At 26.3% G+C, this 14,891-nt stretch carries 17 protein-coding genes, 1 riboswitch and 1 other annotated feature; of the genes, 2 read left to right on the top strand and 15 right to left on the bottom strand.

The genetic code is table 11. The annotated features are described in order from the left end of the window. Positions 1-5: 5 nt before the first annotated feature. Complete coding sequence (locus tag HMPREF1092_RS08840; protein WP_002598325.1) at positions 6-710, bottom strand: response regulator transcription factor; 705 nt, start codon at positions 708-710, stop codon at positions 6-8. A 182-nt stretch (positions 711-892) separates the two neighbouring features. Continuing rightward, positions 893-1,804 carry a D-alanine--D-alanine ligase gene (locus HMPREF1092_RS08845; protein ID WP_002598326.1) on the bottom strand — a complete coding sequence of 304 codons (912 nt, stop codon included), beginning with the start codon at positions 1,802-1,804 and terminating at the stop codon, positions 893-895. A gap of 205 nt (positions 1,805-2,009) precedes the next feature. On the opposite strand from HMPREF1092_RS08845, the gene HMPREF1092_RS08850 reads away from it, so the two are divergent. Further along, positions 2,010-2,903, top strand: a complete 894-nt coding sequence (locus HMPREF1092_RS08850) for a DMT family transporter (protein WP_002598327.1) — start codon at positions 2,010-2,012, stop codon at positions 2,901-2,903. A gap of 34 nt (positions 2,904-2,937) precedes the next feature. On the opposite strand, the gene nth is transcribed toward HMPREF1092_RS08850, so the two are convergent. The 9 genes from nth to HMPREF1092_RS08895 all read right to left on the bottom strand — a co-directional run bounded on the left by nth (position 2,938) and on the right by HMPREF1092_RS08895 (position 11,260). Next, entirely contained in the window at positions 2,938-3,573 is a 636-nt protein-coding gene (nth, locus tag HMPREF1092_RS08855) for an endonuclease III (RefSeq protein WP_002598328.1), read from the bottom strand. A gap of 24 nt (positions 3,574-3,597) precedes the next feature. Further along, positions 3,598-4,302 carry a lysophospholipid acyltransferase family protein gene (locus HMPREF1092_RS08860; RefSeq protein WP_002598329.1) on the bottom strand — a complete coding sequence of 235 codons (705 nt, stop codon included), beginning with the start codon at positions 4,300-4,302 and terminating at the stop codon, positions 3,598-3,600. A 55-nt stretch (positions 4,303-4,357) separates the two neighbouring features. Beyond that, entirely contained in the window at positions 4,358-5,335 is a 978-nt protein-coding gene (gene queG, locus HMPREF1092_RS08865) for a tRNA epoxyqueuosine(34) reductase QueG (protein WP_002598330.1), read from the bottom strand. 26 nt (positions 5,336-5,361) lie between these two features. After that, complete coding sequence (epsC, locus tag HMPREF1092_RS08870) at positions 5,362-5,949, bottom strand: serine O-acetyltransferase EpsC (protein ID WP_002598331.1); 588 nt, start codon at positions 5,947-5,949, stop codon at positions 5,362-5,364. A 38-nt stretch (positions 5,950-5,987) separates the two neighbouring features. Further along, a complete protein-coding gene (gene cysK / locus HMPREF1092_RS08875; protein WP_002598332.1) occupies positions 5,988-6,896 on the bottom strand; it encodes a cysteine synthase A in 909 nt (302 codons plus the stop codon). A gap of 64 nt (positions 6,897-6,960) precedes the next feature. Continuing rightward, positions 6,961-7,196, bottom strand: a binding site (T-box leader). Between the two features lie 92 nt (positions 7,197-7,288). Then, positions 7,289-7,879: an energy-coupled thiamine transporter ThiT gene (gene thiT, locus HMPREF1092_RS08880; RefSeq protein WP_002598333.1), complete on the bottom strand. Its 591-nt coding sequence runs from the start codon at positions 7,877-7,879 to the stop codon at positions 7,289-7,291. A gap of 83 nt (positions 7,880-7,962) precedes the next feature. Then, a riboswitch (TPP riboswitch) is annotated at positions 7,963-8,064 on the bottom strand. A gap of 74 nt (positions 8,065-8,138) precedes the next feature. Then, complete coding sequence (locus HMPREF1092_RS08885; protein WP_002598334.1) at positions 8,139-9,404, bottom strand: magnesium transporter; 1,266 nt, start codon at positions 9,402-9,404, stop codon at positions 8,139-8,141. Between the two features lie 270 nt (positions 9,405-9,674). Beyond that, the gene (locus HMPREF1092_RS08890; protein WP_002598335.1) at positions 9,675-10,325 is read right to left on the bottom strand and encodes a hypothetical protein; all 651 of its coding nucleotides are present in this window, start codon (positions 10,323-10,325) and stop codon (positions 9,675-9,677) included. A 53-nt stretch (positions 10,326-10,378) separates the two neighbouring features. Next, positions 10,379-11,260 carry a YegS/Rv2252/BmrU family lipid kinase gene (locus HMPREF1092_RS08895; RefSeq protein ID WP_002598336.1) on the bottom strand — a complete coding sequence of 294 codons (882 nt, stop codon included), beginning with the start codon at positions 11,258-11,260 and terminating at the stop codon, positions 10,379-10,381. Positions 11,261-11,485: 225 nt separating this feature from the next. Here HMPREF1092_RS08895 and pssA point away from each other — a divergent pair, with 225 nt between their 5' ends. Beyond that, the gene (pssA, locus tag HMPREF1092_RS08900; RefSeq protein ID WP_002598337.1) at positions 11,486-12,007 is read left to right on the top strand and encodes a CDP-diacylglycerol--serine O-phosphatidyltransferase; all 522 of its coding nucleotides are present in this window, start codon (positions 11,486-11,488) and stop codon (positions 12,005-12,007) included. 28 nt (positions 12,008-12,035) lie between these two features. On the opposite strand, the gene HMPREF1092_RS08905 is transcribed toward pssA, so the two are convergent. The 4 genes from HMPREF1092_RS08905 to HMPREF1092_RS08920 form a co-directional block, all read right to left on the bottom strand. After that, entirely contained in the window at positions 12,036-12,416 is a 381-nt protein-coding gene (locus HMPREF1092_RS08905; protein ID WP_002598338.1) for a hypothetical protein, read from the bottom strand. Between the two features lie 68 nt (positions 12,417-12,484). Continuing rightward, positions 12,485-12,919, bottom strand: coding sequence for a hypothetical protein (locus tag HMPREF1092_RS08910; RefSeq protein ID WP_207637625.1), 435 nt, complete (start codon positions 12,917-12,919; stop codon positions 12,485-12,487). Further along, a complete protein-coding gene (locus tag HMPREF1092_RS08915) occupies positions 12,909-13,457 on the bottom strand; it encodes a rubrerythrin family protein (protein WP_002598340.1) in 549 nt (182 codons plus the stop codon). The genes HMPREF1092_RS08910 and HMPREF1092_RS08915 overlap by 11 nt, the downstream gene beginning before the upstream one ends. A gap of 43 nt (positions 13,458-13,500) precedes the next feature. Next, positions 13,501-14,889, bottom strand: coding sequence for a SpoVR family protein (locus HMPREF1092_RS08920; RefSeq protein WP_002598341.1), 1,389 nt, complete (start codon positions 14,887-14,889; stop codon positions 13,501-13,503). Between the last annotated feature and the right edge of the window lie 2 nt (positions 14,890-14,891).

Raw genomic sequence — 14,891 nt, forward strand, 5'->3', positions numbered from 1 at the left:
CTCACCTACTTATCAATTTTATAACCTACTCCCCACACTGTTTTTATAAATCTTGGTTTTCTTGAATCTTCCTCTACCTTTTCTCTTATTTTTCTTATATGAACCATAACAGTATTATCTGATTCTAAATATTCTTGCTTCCATACACTTTCATAAATATTTGCTATTGAAAATACCTTACCTTTATTTTTTGCTAACAAAGTTATTATTTCAAATTCAGTTGGAGTTAATTTTATTAATTCATCTCCTTTATAAACCTGGTGTAAATCTAATTTTATTACTAAATCATCAATTATTATCTCATTTTCTAATTTCATACTTTCTGTACAACTAGACATATTTTTATATCTATTATATTTTCTTAAATGTGATTTTACTCTTGCAATTAGTTCAAGCGCATTAAATGGTTTACTTATATAATCATCAGCTCCCATATTAAGTCCAAATATTTTATCAATATCTTCACTTTTAGCTGAAAGCATTATTACAGGAAGCTCACTTTTTTCTCTTATTTTTATACAAGTTTGAATTCCATCTAATTTAGGCATCATAACATCTAATATAACTAAATCAATTTCTTCTCTATTTAAAATTTCTAAAGCCTCTAATCCGTTTTCACTTTTAAAAATTTCATAACCTTCACTTTTTAAATAAATCTCTATTAAATCTCTAATTTCTTTTTCATCATCAACAATAAGAATTTTTTCCATCTTAATCCCCCCCAATTTATACTCTAATGTTAACTTCTACTTCTTAATTTTTATCTAAGGTTTTTATTAATATTTCCTTAATATTTTATACACATATTGTATCATTATTTTATTTCTATATAAAATAAAAAGACTTTTTTATTTATAAAAAGTCTTTTTATCTACAAATTTAATTTTTTTATTTATCTTTTTTCATTTAAAGATTCTTCTATTATTTTATCTACTAAATCTGAATAGCTCATATTCAATCCTAATGCACTTTTAGGGAAAAGACTATTTTCAGTCATTCCTGGCAATGTATTAACTTCTAAAATATATGGAACCTTTTCTTTTGTAACAATAAAGTCAACTCTTGCATATACAGAACATTTTAAAGCTTTATATGTTCTTAACGCCATATCTTCAACTTCATTTTTTAACTCTTCATCTAACTGAACTATATATTCTTTAGCTCCTCCATCTTTATATTTTGATTCAAAATCAAAAAATTCTGATGTAGGCTCTATTGCTAATATAGGATAAACTTTATCTTTAATTATCGGACAAGTTATTTCTTCACCTTTTATAAACTCTTCAATCATAACTTCTGTATCTACTTTAAATCCTTCTTCAACTGCTTTTAAAACTTCTTCTTTTCTTTTAATAAAATAAGTTGCTACACTTGAACCTCCATGAGTTGGCTTTATAAATACAGGATATCCTAATTCCTCTATCTTTTTATAATCTAACTCTTCTATTGATTTTAAATTTATCCATTTAGCTGTTCTTATTCCTTCTGCTTTTAAAAGGCTTTTTGTCATATCTTTATCCATACATGCAGCACTACTTAAAGGTCCACAACCAGAATATTTTATTCCCATTGCTTGTAAAACTGCTTGAACAGTTCCATCTTCCCCAAATTGACCATGTAATGCTAATAGTGCAAAATCAATATTTTCTTTTTTTACTTTTGTTATTATATCTTCTTTTTCATCTATAATAATTTTAACTACATCATATTTTTCTTTATTTATATTTTTAAATATTGATTCTCCACTTTTTATAGATATTTCCCTTTCTGAAGAAATTCCTCCCATTATAATTCCTATTTTCATACTTTTTAATCCCCCATTATATCATCAAGTAAATATTTATCATTATACCATTTTATTCATTTAAAATACATATTTGCTAATTTTTTCTTTTTAGATAAAATATTTTTTCAAATTAAAACCTATATTTTATAACAATTATTATTTATTTAAACTATAATATAAGTGGTATAATTATTTTTAACTATATTTACAAAGGAGATACTTTATGAAAAATAAAAACAAAGCAATAATTCTTATTATAATTTCAGCTCTTTCATTTGCAGCTATGTCAACTTTTGTTAAGCTTGCTGGAAATAATATTCCATCTGTAGAAAAAAGCTTTTTTAGAAATTTAGTAAGTTGTGCTGTTGCATTCTATTTAATTAGAAAAAGTGGTGACAGATTATTTGGTAAAAGTGAAAATAGAAAATATTTAATTCTGAGAGCTTTATTTGGTACTTTAGGAATAATAGCAAATTATTATGCTATAGATAGACTTATACTTTCTGATGCTAACATGTTAAATAACCTTTCACCTTTCTTTGTTGTAATATTTTCCTTCTTATTCTTGAAAGAAAAAATAACAAAAAAACAGGTAATAATTTTATGTGTTGCATTTTTTGGAAGTTTATTTATTATAAGACCTACTTTTAGTCTTACTGTAATACCTTCTCTTGTAGGAGTTTCTTCTGCTTTATGTGCTGGAGCCGCATATACTTTTGTTAGATATTTAGGTGGTCGTGAAAATGGACCTACTATTGTATTTTTCTTTTCATTCTTTTCAATAGTAGCAACTGCTCCATTTGTTATTGCAGATTTTAAGCCTTTTACTCCTATAGAGTTATTTTATTTACTTATGGCAGGTGTAGTTGCTTCAGTAGCACAATTTGCATTAACAGCTGCATATAAATATGCTCCAGCTAAAGAAATTTCAATATACAATTATTCTCAAATAATATTCACAGCACTTATTGGTTTCTTATTATTTAATCAAATCCCTGATGTTTGGAGTATTATAGGATATATTATTGTACTTGGTGCATCGTTCTATATGTTCTTATACAATAAAAAACTTGACCAAAATATTGAAGAAAAAAATAAAATTCAAGAATTAAAATAAAAAATACCACATAGATAAAATCTATGTGGTATTTTTACATATAATCTTTTTTATCTTCCCATTTACAAATAGTATTTAATGGGCATTCAAAACATTTTGGCTTTCTTGCAATACAACATCTTCTTCCATGAAAAATTAAAAGATGATGTGTAAGTGACCATTCTTCTTTTGGTAATTCTTTTTGTAATTGTTTTTCAACTTCTAAAACATTATCAGAATCAGCAAGATCTAGTCTATTAGAAACTCTAAAAACATGAGTATCTACTGCAATTGAAGGAACTCCAAATGCATTTGATAAAACTACATTTGCAGTCTTTCTTCCTGCTCCCGCAAGAGAAGTTATTCCTTCCATAGTCTTTGGAACTTCTCCATTAAACTTTTCTTTTAATTGCTTACACATAAGTACTAAATTTTTAGCTTTATTTCTATATAATCCTATAGATTTTATTCTTTCTTCTATTTGCTCATTAGTTAAAGTTAAGAAACTATCTAAATCTGGATAATCTTTAAATAACGTATCTGTAACTTGGTTAACTTTAACATCAGTAGTTTGGGCAGATAGACAAGTTGCTACAAGCAATTGAAATGGAGTTTCATAATTTAACTCACATTTTGCATCTGGATAAGTTTCCTTTAAAATTTCTAATATTTCCTTCGTTCTCTTTTTCATTTATTTCACCTCTAATTCTAAAGGCTATTTATAAACTCCTCTATAACTTTCTGGTAAAAGATTTGCAATAGCTTTCATCATTGTGTACATGCATCTATTATCATAGTCATGCTTATCTTCATCTTTTCCTTTTTTATCTAAAATTACTGGGTCTCCAAATTTTACAGTTACATCTGCATCTTGCCATTTTTCTTCACCCATATCTTTATTATCACTTATTGGTAATAGCTTCTCAGTACCAGACATCCCTATTGGAATTATAGTAGCCTTAGTCATTCTTGTTAAAAGAAGTATTCCTTTTTTCCCTTCTATCATGGCACCTGTTCTACTTCTTGTACCTTCTGGGAATATCATTATATTTTCCCCATTCTTTAATGTTTTAACCATTTTAGTCATAGCTTCCTTATCAGCTGTATTAGGTTTAATTGGAATATTTTTAACCATTTCCATTCCTATATTAGTTATAGGATCATCTGATAATTTTTTTCCTGCTATAAAATATGGATCAAAATCCTCTTTTAAAATTTTATTTAAAACTAATCCATCTGAATTACTTAAATGATTGCATATAAAAAGTTTTGGTCCTTCAATTTTTTTAATTTTTTCTAAACCTTCAACTTTTAAATTAGCATGCTTTCTTATATATCCATCAGTTATTTTTTTCCCGAAAAAGACCATTAAACCTGTAGGTAAGCTAGTTATTATTTTTTTAGCAAACGGTGATAACATCTCCCTCTACACCTCTTCCTATGAATTTTCTTCAACTTTATTATATGATAGAAATTTATAAAAGTCTATCAATGTAACCTTTTATGTATGGTGACTCACTTTTTAAATCTTTTATGTCCTCATGTTTGCATTTTCTTTTTCTTATTATTGCATTTCTTATTAAAATATTTTTTCCTCTCCAGCCACAGGATGTATTTTTAAAACTTTCTTTAAATATTCTATTATTCATGTTTATTATATTTTCTAAATTTTCTACTTTCATAAAATTTAATGGTTTAAATTCAGGTATTTTACTTTCTTCTACTTCTTTATTATAAATACATTTCTTTTGACAACTATCACATCCAAATATTCTTCCATTTAAAAGACTTATTTCTTTATCTGTTAACTCTTTTTTTTGAGTTAAGTAAGAAACACAAATATTTGTATTTTTTCTAAATCTATTTATAGCTTTAGTAGGACATTCTTTATAACAAATTTCACAATCTCCACATTCAGAATATTTTAAAAGAGTTTCTAAATTTCTCTCTTCTTTTTCTACTAATTCTAAATCAGTAATAATTTCCCCTAAAAATACATAAGATCCGTACCTTTTAGTTATAAGCATATTATTTTTCCCTATAAATCCTATTCCAGATAAATAAGCAATATACCTTTCAGGTAAAGTATTACTATCTACTAAAGGTATTGCTTTTCCACCTTTTTCTTCTATAAACTTACATATTTTATCTAAATATGAATGTACAACTCTATGATAATCTATTCCCTTTGTGTAAACTGAAAATCCATTTTCTTCTCCATTCTCGTAAAAGAAGTAAGGGAAAGCTATAGATATTATAGTTTTCCCATCTTCCATATACGTAAAATGATCTATCCTTTTCTTTATATCATTTTCTTCAAATTCATTTTCAGCTTTCCATTCTTTTCTTTTCAAAAATAAATCTTCAAGCTCTATGAATTTTCTCATTTTCACAAAACCAACTAAATCTAATTTTAATGTTTTACAAAACTCTAAAATTTCTCCTCTATCCATATTTTTATCCTTTTCTTTTAAATAAACTATATAATCATATCATTATATATTTTTTTCTTTTTACCTGTAAAGTCCTCTATTTCAATAATATTATTGTTATTTAATTTTTCTATTACTTTTGCAGGTATCCCAACTGCTGTTTTATTATCTGCAATATCTTTTAGAACAACTGAATTTGCTCCTATTTTAACATTATTTCCAATATTAATAGGACCTAAAACTTTAGCTCCACTTCCTATAATAACATTATTCCCAATAGTTGGATGTCTTTTACCTGTATCTTTTCCAGTTCCACCTAAAGTAACTCCATGATATATAGTAACGTCATCTCCAATTTCAGCTGTTTCACCAATAACTACTCCCATTCCATGATCTATAAATAATCCTCTTCCTATAGTAGCACCTGGATGTATTTCAATTCCTGTTAAAAATCTTCCTATTTGTGATATTAGCCTTCCTAGAAAAAACCACTTTTTTCTATATAGTTTATTTGAAATTCTATAAAAAATCATTACATGCACACATGGATATAGAATAAATACTTCTAGCTTACTTCTAGCGGCTGGATCTTCTTTTAAAATTCTATTTAAGCCATATTTTAAATTATTAAACACCGCTTTATCCTCCTGTTAAAATTAGATTTTAAATTTAATTAATCATATAATCCTGTTGATATATATTTTTCTCCTCCATCAGGAGCAATAACTAATATTTTTTTACCTTTACCAACTTTCTTAGCTAAGTCTAAAGCAACTTTTATAGCAGCTCCACTTGAAATTCCTACTAATGCACCTTCTTCTATTCCAAATCTCTTTGCAATATCATATGCATCCTCATCACTTACAGTTCTTACTTCATCTACATATTTTTCTTCATAAATTGAAGGTACAAATCCTGCTCCAATTCCTTGAATTTTATGTGGACCTGGTTTTCCTCCACTTAAAACTGGTGATTTTTCTGGTTCTACAGCAATAGTTTTTAAATTTGGTAATTTACTTTTTAAATTTTTAGCTATTCCTGTTAATGTTCCTCCAGTTCCAACACTAGCTATAAAATAATCTAAATCAGGAATATCTTTATATATTTCTTCAGCAGTTGTTTCATAATGCTTTTCAGGATTAGCTACATTTTCAAATTGTTGAGGAATAAAATATCCATCTTTTTTACCAAGCTCATTTGCTTTTTCAATAGCACCTTTCATTCCTTTTGCTCCTTCTGTTAAAAGAAGTTCTGCTCCATAAGCTTTAATAAGACTTCTTCTTTCTTTAGACATAGTATCAGGCATAACTATTATTACTTTATATCCTTTTAGTTTTCCAATCATAGCAATTGCTATTCCTGTATTTCCACTAGTAGGTTCAACTATTACTGAACCTTTTTTTAATAAACCTAATTCTTCTGCCTTTTCAATCATTCCAAGAGCTGCTCTATCTTTTACACTTCCACCTACATTAAATTTTTCTAATTTTACGTAAACTTCAGCACTATTTTCATCAGTTAAATTATTAACTTTTAATATTGGTGTATTTCCTATCATTTCTATAATGTTATTATAAATCATTTTCTCATTTCTCCTTTTCAATTAAATTTATTTTTGTAAAAAAAAACTCCACCTCTATAAAACTTATAGAGACGAAGTATTTTCGCGGTCCCACTCTAATTGAATTAAAAACAATAATTCCACCTTTATTCAAGCACTAACATGCTTTATTACTATAACGGGCACTCCCGTAAACTCATACTTTATTTCTGAGTTTAAGCTCCAAAGGGCACTTCATTTAAAATCTAAATAAGGGTTTCCAGCACTCCCCTCTCTCTGAAATTCTTCTTTTAAACTACTCTTCTTTTTCTTAGCTTTTAATTCTTACTATTTCGATATGCTTTATATAATTTATTATATTCTTATATCATCATTTGTCAACATATATTTTTTATTTAATATATTAAATAATTTTATTTTCCTATTCTCTCTTTTAACATTTTAATAGGTAAAATCATCATGAATATACTTGTTATTAAGGCTTCAACACCTGTACTTGAATAATTATATACTATTGAATAAACCCAAATATTCATTCCTTTTGGAGCATATTGTGCATAGTATAAAACTCCTGATAAAGTATTTAAACCTGCTGCTATAAAGCCAACTACTATACATCCCAAGAAAATTTTCCATTTTTTATCTGTTCCAAACATTCCTGAAAGTCCAATTACCATTGTTGATAGTGTATAATCTAATAAAAATTCTGCTGGATTTATTATTCCTCCACCACCAATAATTTTTAAAAAACCAAATATAAGTCCACAAGTTAATGCTTCTCTTCTTCCATATATTACTCCTAAAAGCATTACTGGTAACATTGAAAATAAAGTTATTCCTCCTCCTTGAGGATATTTTATTAGAGGTATCATATACAATACAATTGATATTGCTGCAAATAATCCTATTAATACAATTTTCCTTGTAGTAAACTTCTCCTTTCTTAAATCCCAAAAATATAGTAATAAAAGTGCAATTCCTATAACTACAATTGCTATTCCCATGGTATATCCCCCATTCATCTTTTGTTTTATATAAAAAAAGCTATATCCTATACGGATATAGCTTTTAAATTTGCATCATAATTCTAATTTTAGATTTGCTTCCCTTCGCTGGCATTATCCATACAGGTTCAAGGGTTAATATTTAAATATATCTCTCAGCCTAAAAGGCACCCCTAGCTTATTTAATTTATTTCATTATCTAAAATTATATTCTTATAAATTCAATTGTCAATAACATATATTTTTATTAACTAATTCATTAATCTTTTAACTTTCTGTTCTTCTTTTTCCAAGTTGGATATAAATATTCATCTATAATATCATGTATAATTATTATTCCTACTAAAATTTCTTTTTCATCTACAACTGGCACAGATAAAAGATCATATTTACTAGAAAGCTCAATTGCACTTTCTATTCCATCTTCATGTTGAAGAGTTTGAAAATTGTCACTCATTATATTCTTTAATTTTTCATTTCCAGGACTCAAGATTAAATTTCTTAAAGATATTACTCCCTTTATTCTATCTTCATTATCAGTTATATAAATATAATACATTTCTTCTTCATCAGGTTTCATCTCTTTTAAAATTTCAACTGTTTCAGATACTGTAACATCTAAATTTAATGATATAAAATCTTTTGTCATAACACTTCCTACAGTCTCATCTTCATATTCTAAAAGTTCTTTTACTTCTTCTGCATCTTCTTTTTCAAGATTTACAAGAATTTTTTCTCTTTCTTCTTCATCAAGGTCATCTAATATGTCTGCAATTTCATCACTTGCCATATTCTCTAAAAGCTCAGCTGTTTTTGTTTCTGATAATTCTTTTATTACTTGACCTTTATATTCTTGTTCAAGTTCTTCTAAAGTATCTGCTGCTAAATCTTCATCTAAAGATTCAAAAACTTGTTTTCTTGAATTTGTATCAAGTTCTTCTAAAATATCTGCTAAGTCTGCTGGGTGTAGTTTTGAAAGCTTTTGAAATGGTACTTGTAATTTTAAATTGTTATTTACCATTTCTAAAGATTCAACATCATCCCACATAAGAACTGTTCCATCAATATTTTTTCTTAAAAGTTTATATATGAACTTCATAAATCTATCCAATTTAAACTTTCTATATTTATTAAGTCCACCTGTTTCTACTGCTACAACTCTATATTCACCAGCTATTTCAGCTATTCTTAAATTATCAACTCTTACTACTTTTTTACCATTTATATCAACAATCTTTTTATCTAAAAGATGTCTTGATAAAAGATATGAGTATGTTCTTGGAAGTATTTCTTTACTTCCTTTTGTTTTAATTATTATTTTTCCATCATTAGAGAAATATTGTATAGTTCTAAATTCAAAGTGATAAGTTATTCCATCTCTTTTAACTTTATATCCTATTATTCTCGGATATCCTTGTTCTGTTGTTACATAAATATCCCTCAATATACCAAGAACATCTCCAAATTCATCATACATTTTATTTCCTAATATATCTGTAAATGAAAATACTGATAATCTTTTCATAAATAGTTCCTCCTTATTATCTTTAGAGAAACTTATTTAAAAATTAATTTTTAAACAGAGGTTTTTCTCTAAAGTATTTTTTGGGTTTTGGATTTTCTTTATTCATATGAGGTCCACCCTCCATTTAAAAACACCACCTTTATTTATAAATCTACATAAAAAATGGCTTTCTTAAAAAAGCCATTAAATGCTACTAATATTACATGTTATATAATTAATTATAGTATATATAAGGACAAATTAAAAGTGATTAAAGCCTTTTCATTTATTTTATCTCTTAACTTTTTTAAATCCACCAATCGCTCTTTCTACTATTATTAAAAATATAAATTCACTTATTATTGTATATGGTAATATGCTAAATTTCATAAGTATCAAAATATTTTCAACTAATATTACAATAAGTATTAATATTAAACTACATATTCCCTTTTTATTAATATTAGGCTTGTCTATAAATATAACACTAAATACTAAGAAAAGACCTAATATTATTACAATAATAGCAGTAATAAATTCGCCATATTTCAATTGCATTATATATCCAAAATTTATATCTAAAGTTACTATTCCTGTACTAAATACCATTCCTATAATATATAAACAAATTAATATAGATCCTATTCCATAAATAATATTAAATGATAAATTATCAAATCTTAAATATATAAAAAATAGTGCAAGAACTACTAATGGTATAGAAAGATAATTTAGATAAACAAAATTTTTAAATAAATATACAGTTTCAACATTTTTTAAAAGGCATATTAAAAGAAGTGTTAAGTATCTAATTAAAAATACTCCTAAAGCTATTCTGAAGTACATCTTTAATTTCTTCGGTGATTTTTCTTCGTTTTTCATTATTAAATTTAAAATTAAAAAAAGTATAAACAGCAATATTGTATAATAGATAAAACTCAAAATGGTCTTCCTCCTCATTACATAATTGTTATTTATACTTATTATTATTCTTTTTAATTTATTCCTAAAACTTTTAATCCACCTTTTATACATTTAACTTGAAGTGGAAAATCTGGACCTTTTTCTCCATCAATATCTGTAACAATATCTTCTTCACATTCCACTAAAAGACTATCTGTTTTAAAGTAAATTACTTTTTTTGAATCTAAATGCTCTCCTCTTAAAACTTTTAAGAAAAGTGGTAAAACTTCAATTATTGGCACTGGTTTAAATAAAACAACATCTAATTTACCATCTTCAACATCAGACCTACTTGCTATATTTAAATTTCCAGCAGTTTTTCCATTGAACATTAACATTAGATACATATATCCTTCATAATTATATTCGTTAGAAGTTAATTTAACTTTTAATTTTCTAAAGTTTTTTATTTCATCTATTCCTTTTAGATAATATGCTAATTTACCAAGTGTATTTTTTAAATTTATATCTACTTTTTGAGAAACATCTGTAAATAATCCAGTACTAGCTACATTAACAAAATACTTATCATTTATTTTACCTATGTCTATTAAACGAGGTTCTACAGTTGATACTATTCTTTTACATGCTTCTTCTACATCTGCCGGAATATCTAATAATTTACCAAAATCATTTGCTGTTCCTACTGGAAGTATTCCAAGTGGTAAGTTTATATTTTTTTTCATCATAATATTTACAACTGAATCTACAGTTCCATCTCCACCTGCAACAAGAATATATTCATAATATTCATCAATTGAATCAAAAGCTTCTTCTATATTGCGACCTCTTTCAATTCTATAAGGACATATTGTATATCCTGCTTTTTGATGTATTTCAATAACCTTGTCTAATTTTTGTAGTATTACGCCTTCTCCTGAATAAGGATTATATATGAACCTTACCTTTTTCATGTTTTTCCTCCCTTATAAGCTACACTATTTTAGAATTATATCATTATTAAATTTTATTGTCGAGATTTTATCAAACCTTATTATATATATTTATTTATATTATTTTTATATAATAACATTTTTATCTAAAGATATTCTTAAACTATAAAATTTCTCTTATATTATAAAATTATCTATGATATAATTATTCAATGTAGGTTATATATAAATTTTAGGAGTGATTATATGAAAAAAAGTTGTATTCCTAATATATTTACATTTATAAATTTATCTTGTGGGGTATTATCTTTATTATCCGTTTTTGATGAAAGATATCTTCAAGCTGCTATTTTTATCATATTAGCTGCACTTGTTGATAGATATGATGGAAGAGTTGCAAGATACTTAAATGTATCTAGTGAATTAGGAAAAGAATTAGATTCTCTAGCTGACCTAGTGTCTTTTGGAGTGGCTCCATCAATATTAATATTTGTATTATTTGATTTTAGCCAATTAGGGCCAAAAGGTATATTAGGCTACGCTATTCTTTTAGCATTTCCTATTTGTGGTGCATTTAGACTTGCAAGATATAATGTATCTACATTCGATGGAAATTTTAGAGGTATTCCAATAACTGTTGCTGGTTGCTTTATGGCAGTTTATGCAATTATATCTCTATACGTTAAATTACCTGTTTTATTAACAGTAATTCTTATGATAATAGGTTCATATTTAATGGTTAGTAATATAAAACTTAAAAAACTATAAAATAGCAGAGATTATATCTCTGCTTTTTTTATTCTTCATCATTTTCTCGTCCTATTTGATTATTTTGAAAATATAATTCATCATTTATTTCTGTTTGAATTACATTATTTATTTCCTTTTCCATTATTTTCTTTTCATATTTTGTATTTATAACTTTATTTTTAAGATGTATATATTCAAGATATTTTTCTCCATGCGTTTCAATAACTTTTATTAAATCATCAATTACCTCTCCAACTTCATCAACTCTGTCTAATGCATCTTCAACATCTGACTTTTTTCTAGGGTAAATATTATTCAATTCAGCAGCTCCTCCTATAAGAAGTCTATATGAATCTACTAATCTTTTTAAAAGCTCAGTTAAATTCATTAAGTCCTCATATTGAGTATCCATTAAATGCTTTCCCATACTCCACTCCTATAAAATTAATTTATAAATATAGACTGCACCTAAATTAGATACAGCCTACACTTATCTTACTCTTCTCTATCTTCTTTGCATTTACAATTACATTTGCACTTTTTTTCTTCTTTTTCTAACTCATGAATATAATCTGCATCAGCCATATCATAGATTTCAAACTCTTTTACATCACAAAAATATTCATCTTTTTTCTCTTTTTTGCAACTCTTACATTCAGTTTCTTTTTTATGTTTTTCTCCTTCGCATGCTTCACATTTATGTCCTTCATGTTTAACATGTTCTTTTTTACAACTTTCACATTTATCATCAACATATTTAACATGTCCTTTTTTACAAGCACACTTAGTTCTTTCATCATAAATGTTATCTTCTAAATCGTCACCTCTTAAATCTGATGACTCTTCTTCAAAATCTATTAATCCTTCTTCCTTTTCAACTTTGAAAAAATATTCTTTTGGGAATCTACAAAACATATTATCACCCTTCACATTTTTTTAATTCACTTTCTTGTCTAAAATATCCTCTTTCATATTTACAAAGTGGACAAACAATTGGAGCTTCATATCCTTCATGTATATATCCGCAATTTAAGCACTTCCATAATCTTTTACAATCAGACTTAAACATTTGTTTATTCTTTAGAAGTTCACTTAAAAATAAAAACCTCTCTTTATGTGATTCTTCAACTTCTCTAAGTTCGCGATAAAAAGTCACTATCTCTTCAAAGCCCTCTTTCTTAGCCACTTCTTCAAATTCTTTATATATCCTTTCAGTTTCTTCAAATTCTGCACAAGCAGCATTTAAAAGATTTTCTTCTGTATCTCTAACATTATCTAAAAATCTTTTATAAGCCTCTCTTGAATGAGCAAATTCATTCTCTGCTGTTTCATCAAACACTTGAGCTACCCACATATATCCTTCTTCACGTGCTTTTTCACTAAATAAATTATATTTTCCTCTAGCTCTTGATTCTCCAGCAAAAGTCTTGTATAGATTTTTTTCTGTTTGGCTACCTGAAATTTTCAAAGATTTTCTCCTATATGATTGCTATAATATATACTTATTCATACTATATTCTTTTGTTACTTTCAGTAATTAAAATTTTACCTTTTTCATTACACGTTATGGTAAATTCTTCTCCCTCTTTGTTTTGAGTATTTAATTTTACTTTATATCCCCATAATCTTCCTATATATTTAATAGTTTCTTTCGCATAAGAAATTTCCAATTCTCTTCCATCAAAAACATGCTCTAAAGTTAAACAATAGTCTCTTTTATTTAAATCAATTACTCTTATATGTGGAATTCCTTGTATTCCCATTTCTTCTGACATCTTATCTCTTATAGACTTCCAACCTTTTTCATCAGCAACTTCTTCTACAACAAAATCAAATACCTTTTTTCCATATTGGAATAAATTTAATTCTTCACATAACTCTTTAGTTAAATATCTTCTTATAAAAGATGAATCCCTTTCTAATTTCCTAACTTCAAAAACTTTTTCTATTCCATACTTCTCATAAAGGTCCATAAAAATTTTAAATCCAACATAATAAGGATTCATTCCTCCTAATATAGGAGACACAACATCATTATGTCTTTTTAAAAATTCTAAATATAAACCTTCATCTAGATTTAATCTTTTTAAAATATTATAATGACAAAAACAAGCCCAGCCTTCATTTATAGTTTTTGTTTCTATCTGTGGAAGAAAATATTCAGATTCCCTTTTCACTATTCTTAAAATATTTTTTTCCCATTCTTCAAGTTTTCCATATTCAATTATAAATCCCATAACATCATCTCTAGGTTCTAATGGAATTTTATCTACTTCTGGAACACTTACTTCTTCATACATATCTAACAAATCTCTATTTTCTATTTCTTTTTTATAATCCTCTATTCTTCTACTTCTTATTTCTTTATCAGATATTTCTTTAACTCCAATAGTCCTTCCTATAGAATATCTAATTGAATGAGCTGCATCTAATATTTTCTCTACTTTTTCATATCCTATATTGGGGTTATTTATATAACTTCTTATTATTTCAGCATCTAACTTAAACATTTCTAAAGTTCTCTCTGCGTTAGTTCCTTCTTTAAATAACCTATTATTTTTAAAGAAATCATTGTGTCCATAAACATGGGCAATAGTAAGGATTTGAAGTAATAAAGTATTTTCATTCATTAAATATGCAAGACAAGGATTTGAATTAATAACCATTTCATATGGAAGTCCTGTCATATTTAAAGAATATAATGTTTTATTTTTTTCATATGCCTTTCCATAACTCCAATGAGGATATTTAGAAGGCATACCTACATATGCCTCATATCCTATCATTTCATTAAAACTTATTATTTCAAATTCTTGGGGATAGTAATCTAATCCAAAATCTTTAGCAACTTTTTCAATTTTTTCATTCCACACTTCTAAATCTCTTAAGTTATATTCCAAAG

The organism is Clostridium thermobutyricum, from assembly GCF_000371465.1.
Classification (GTDB): Bacteria; Bacillota; Clostridia; order Clostridiales; family Clostridiaceae; genus Clostridium; species Clostridium thermobutyricum.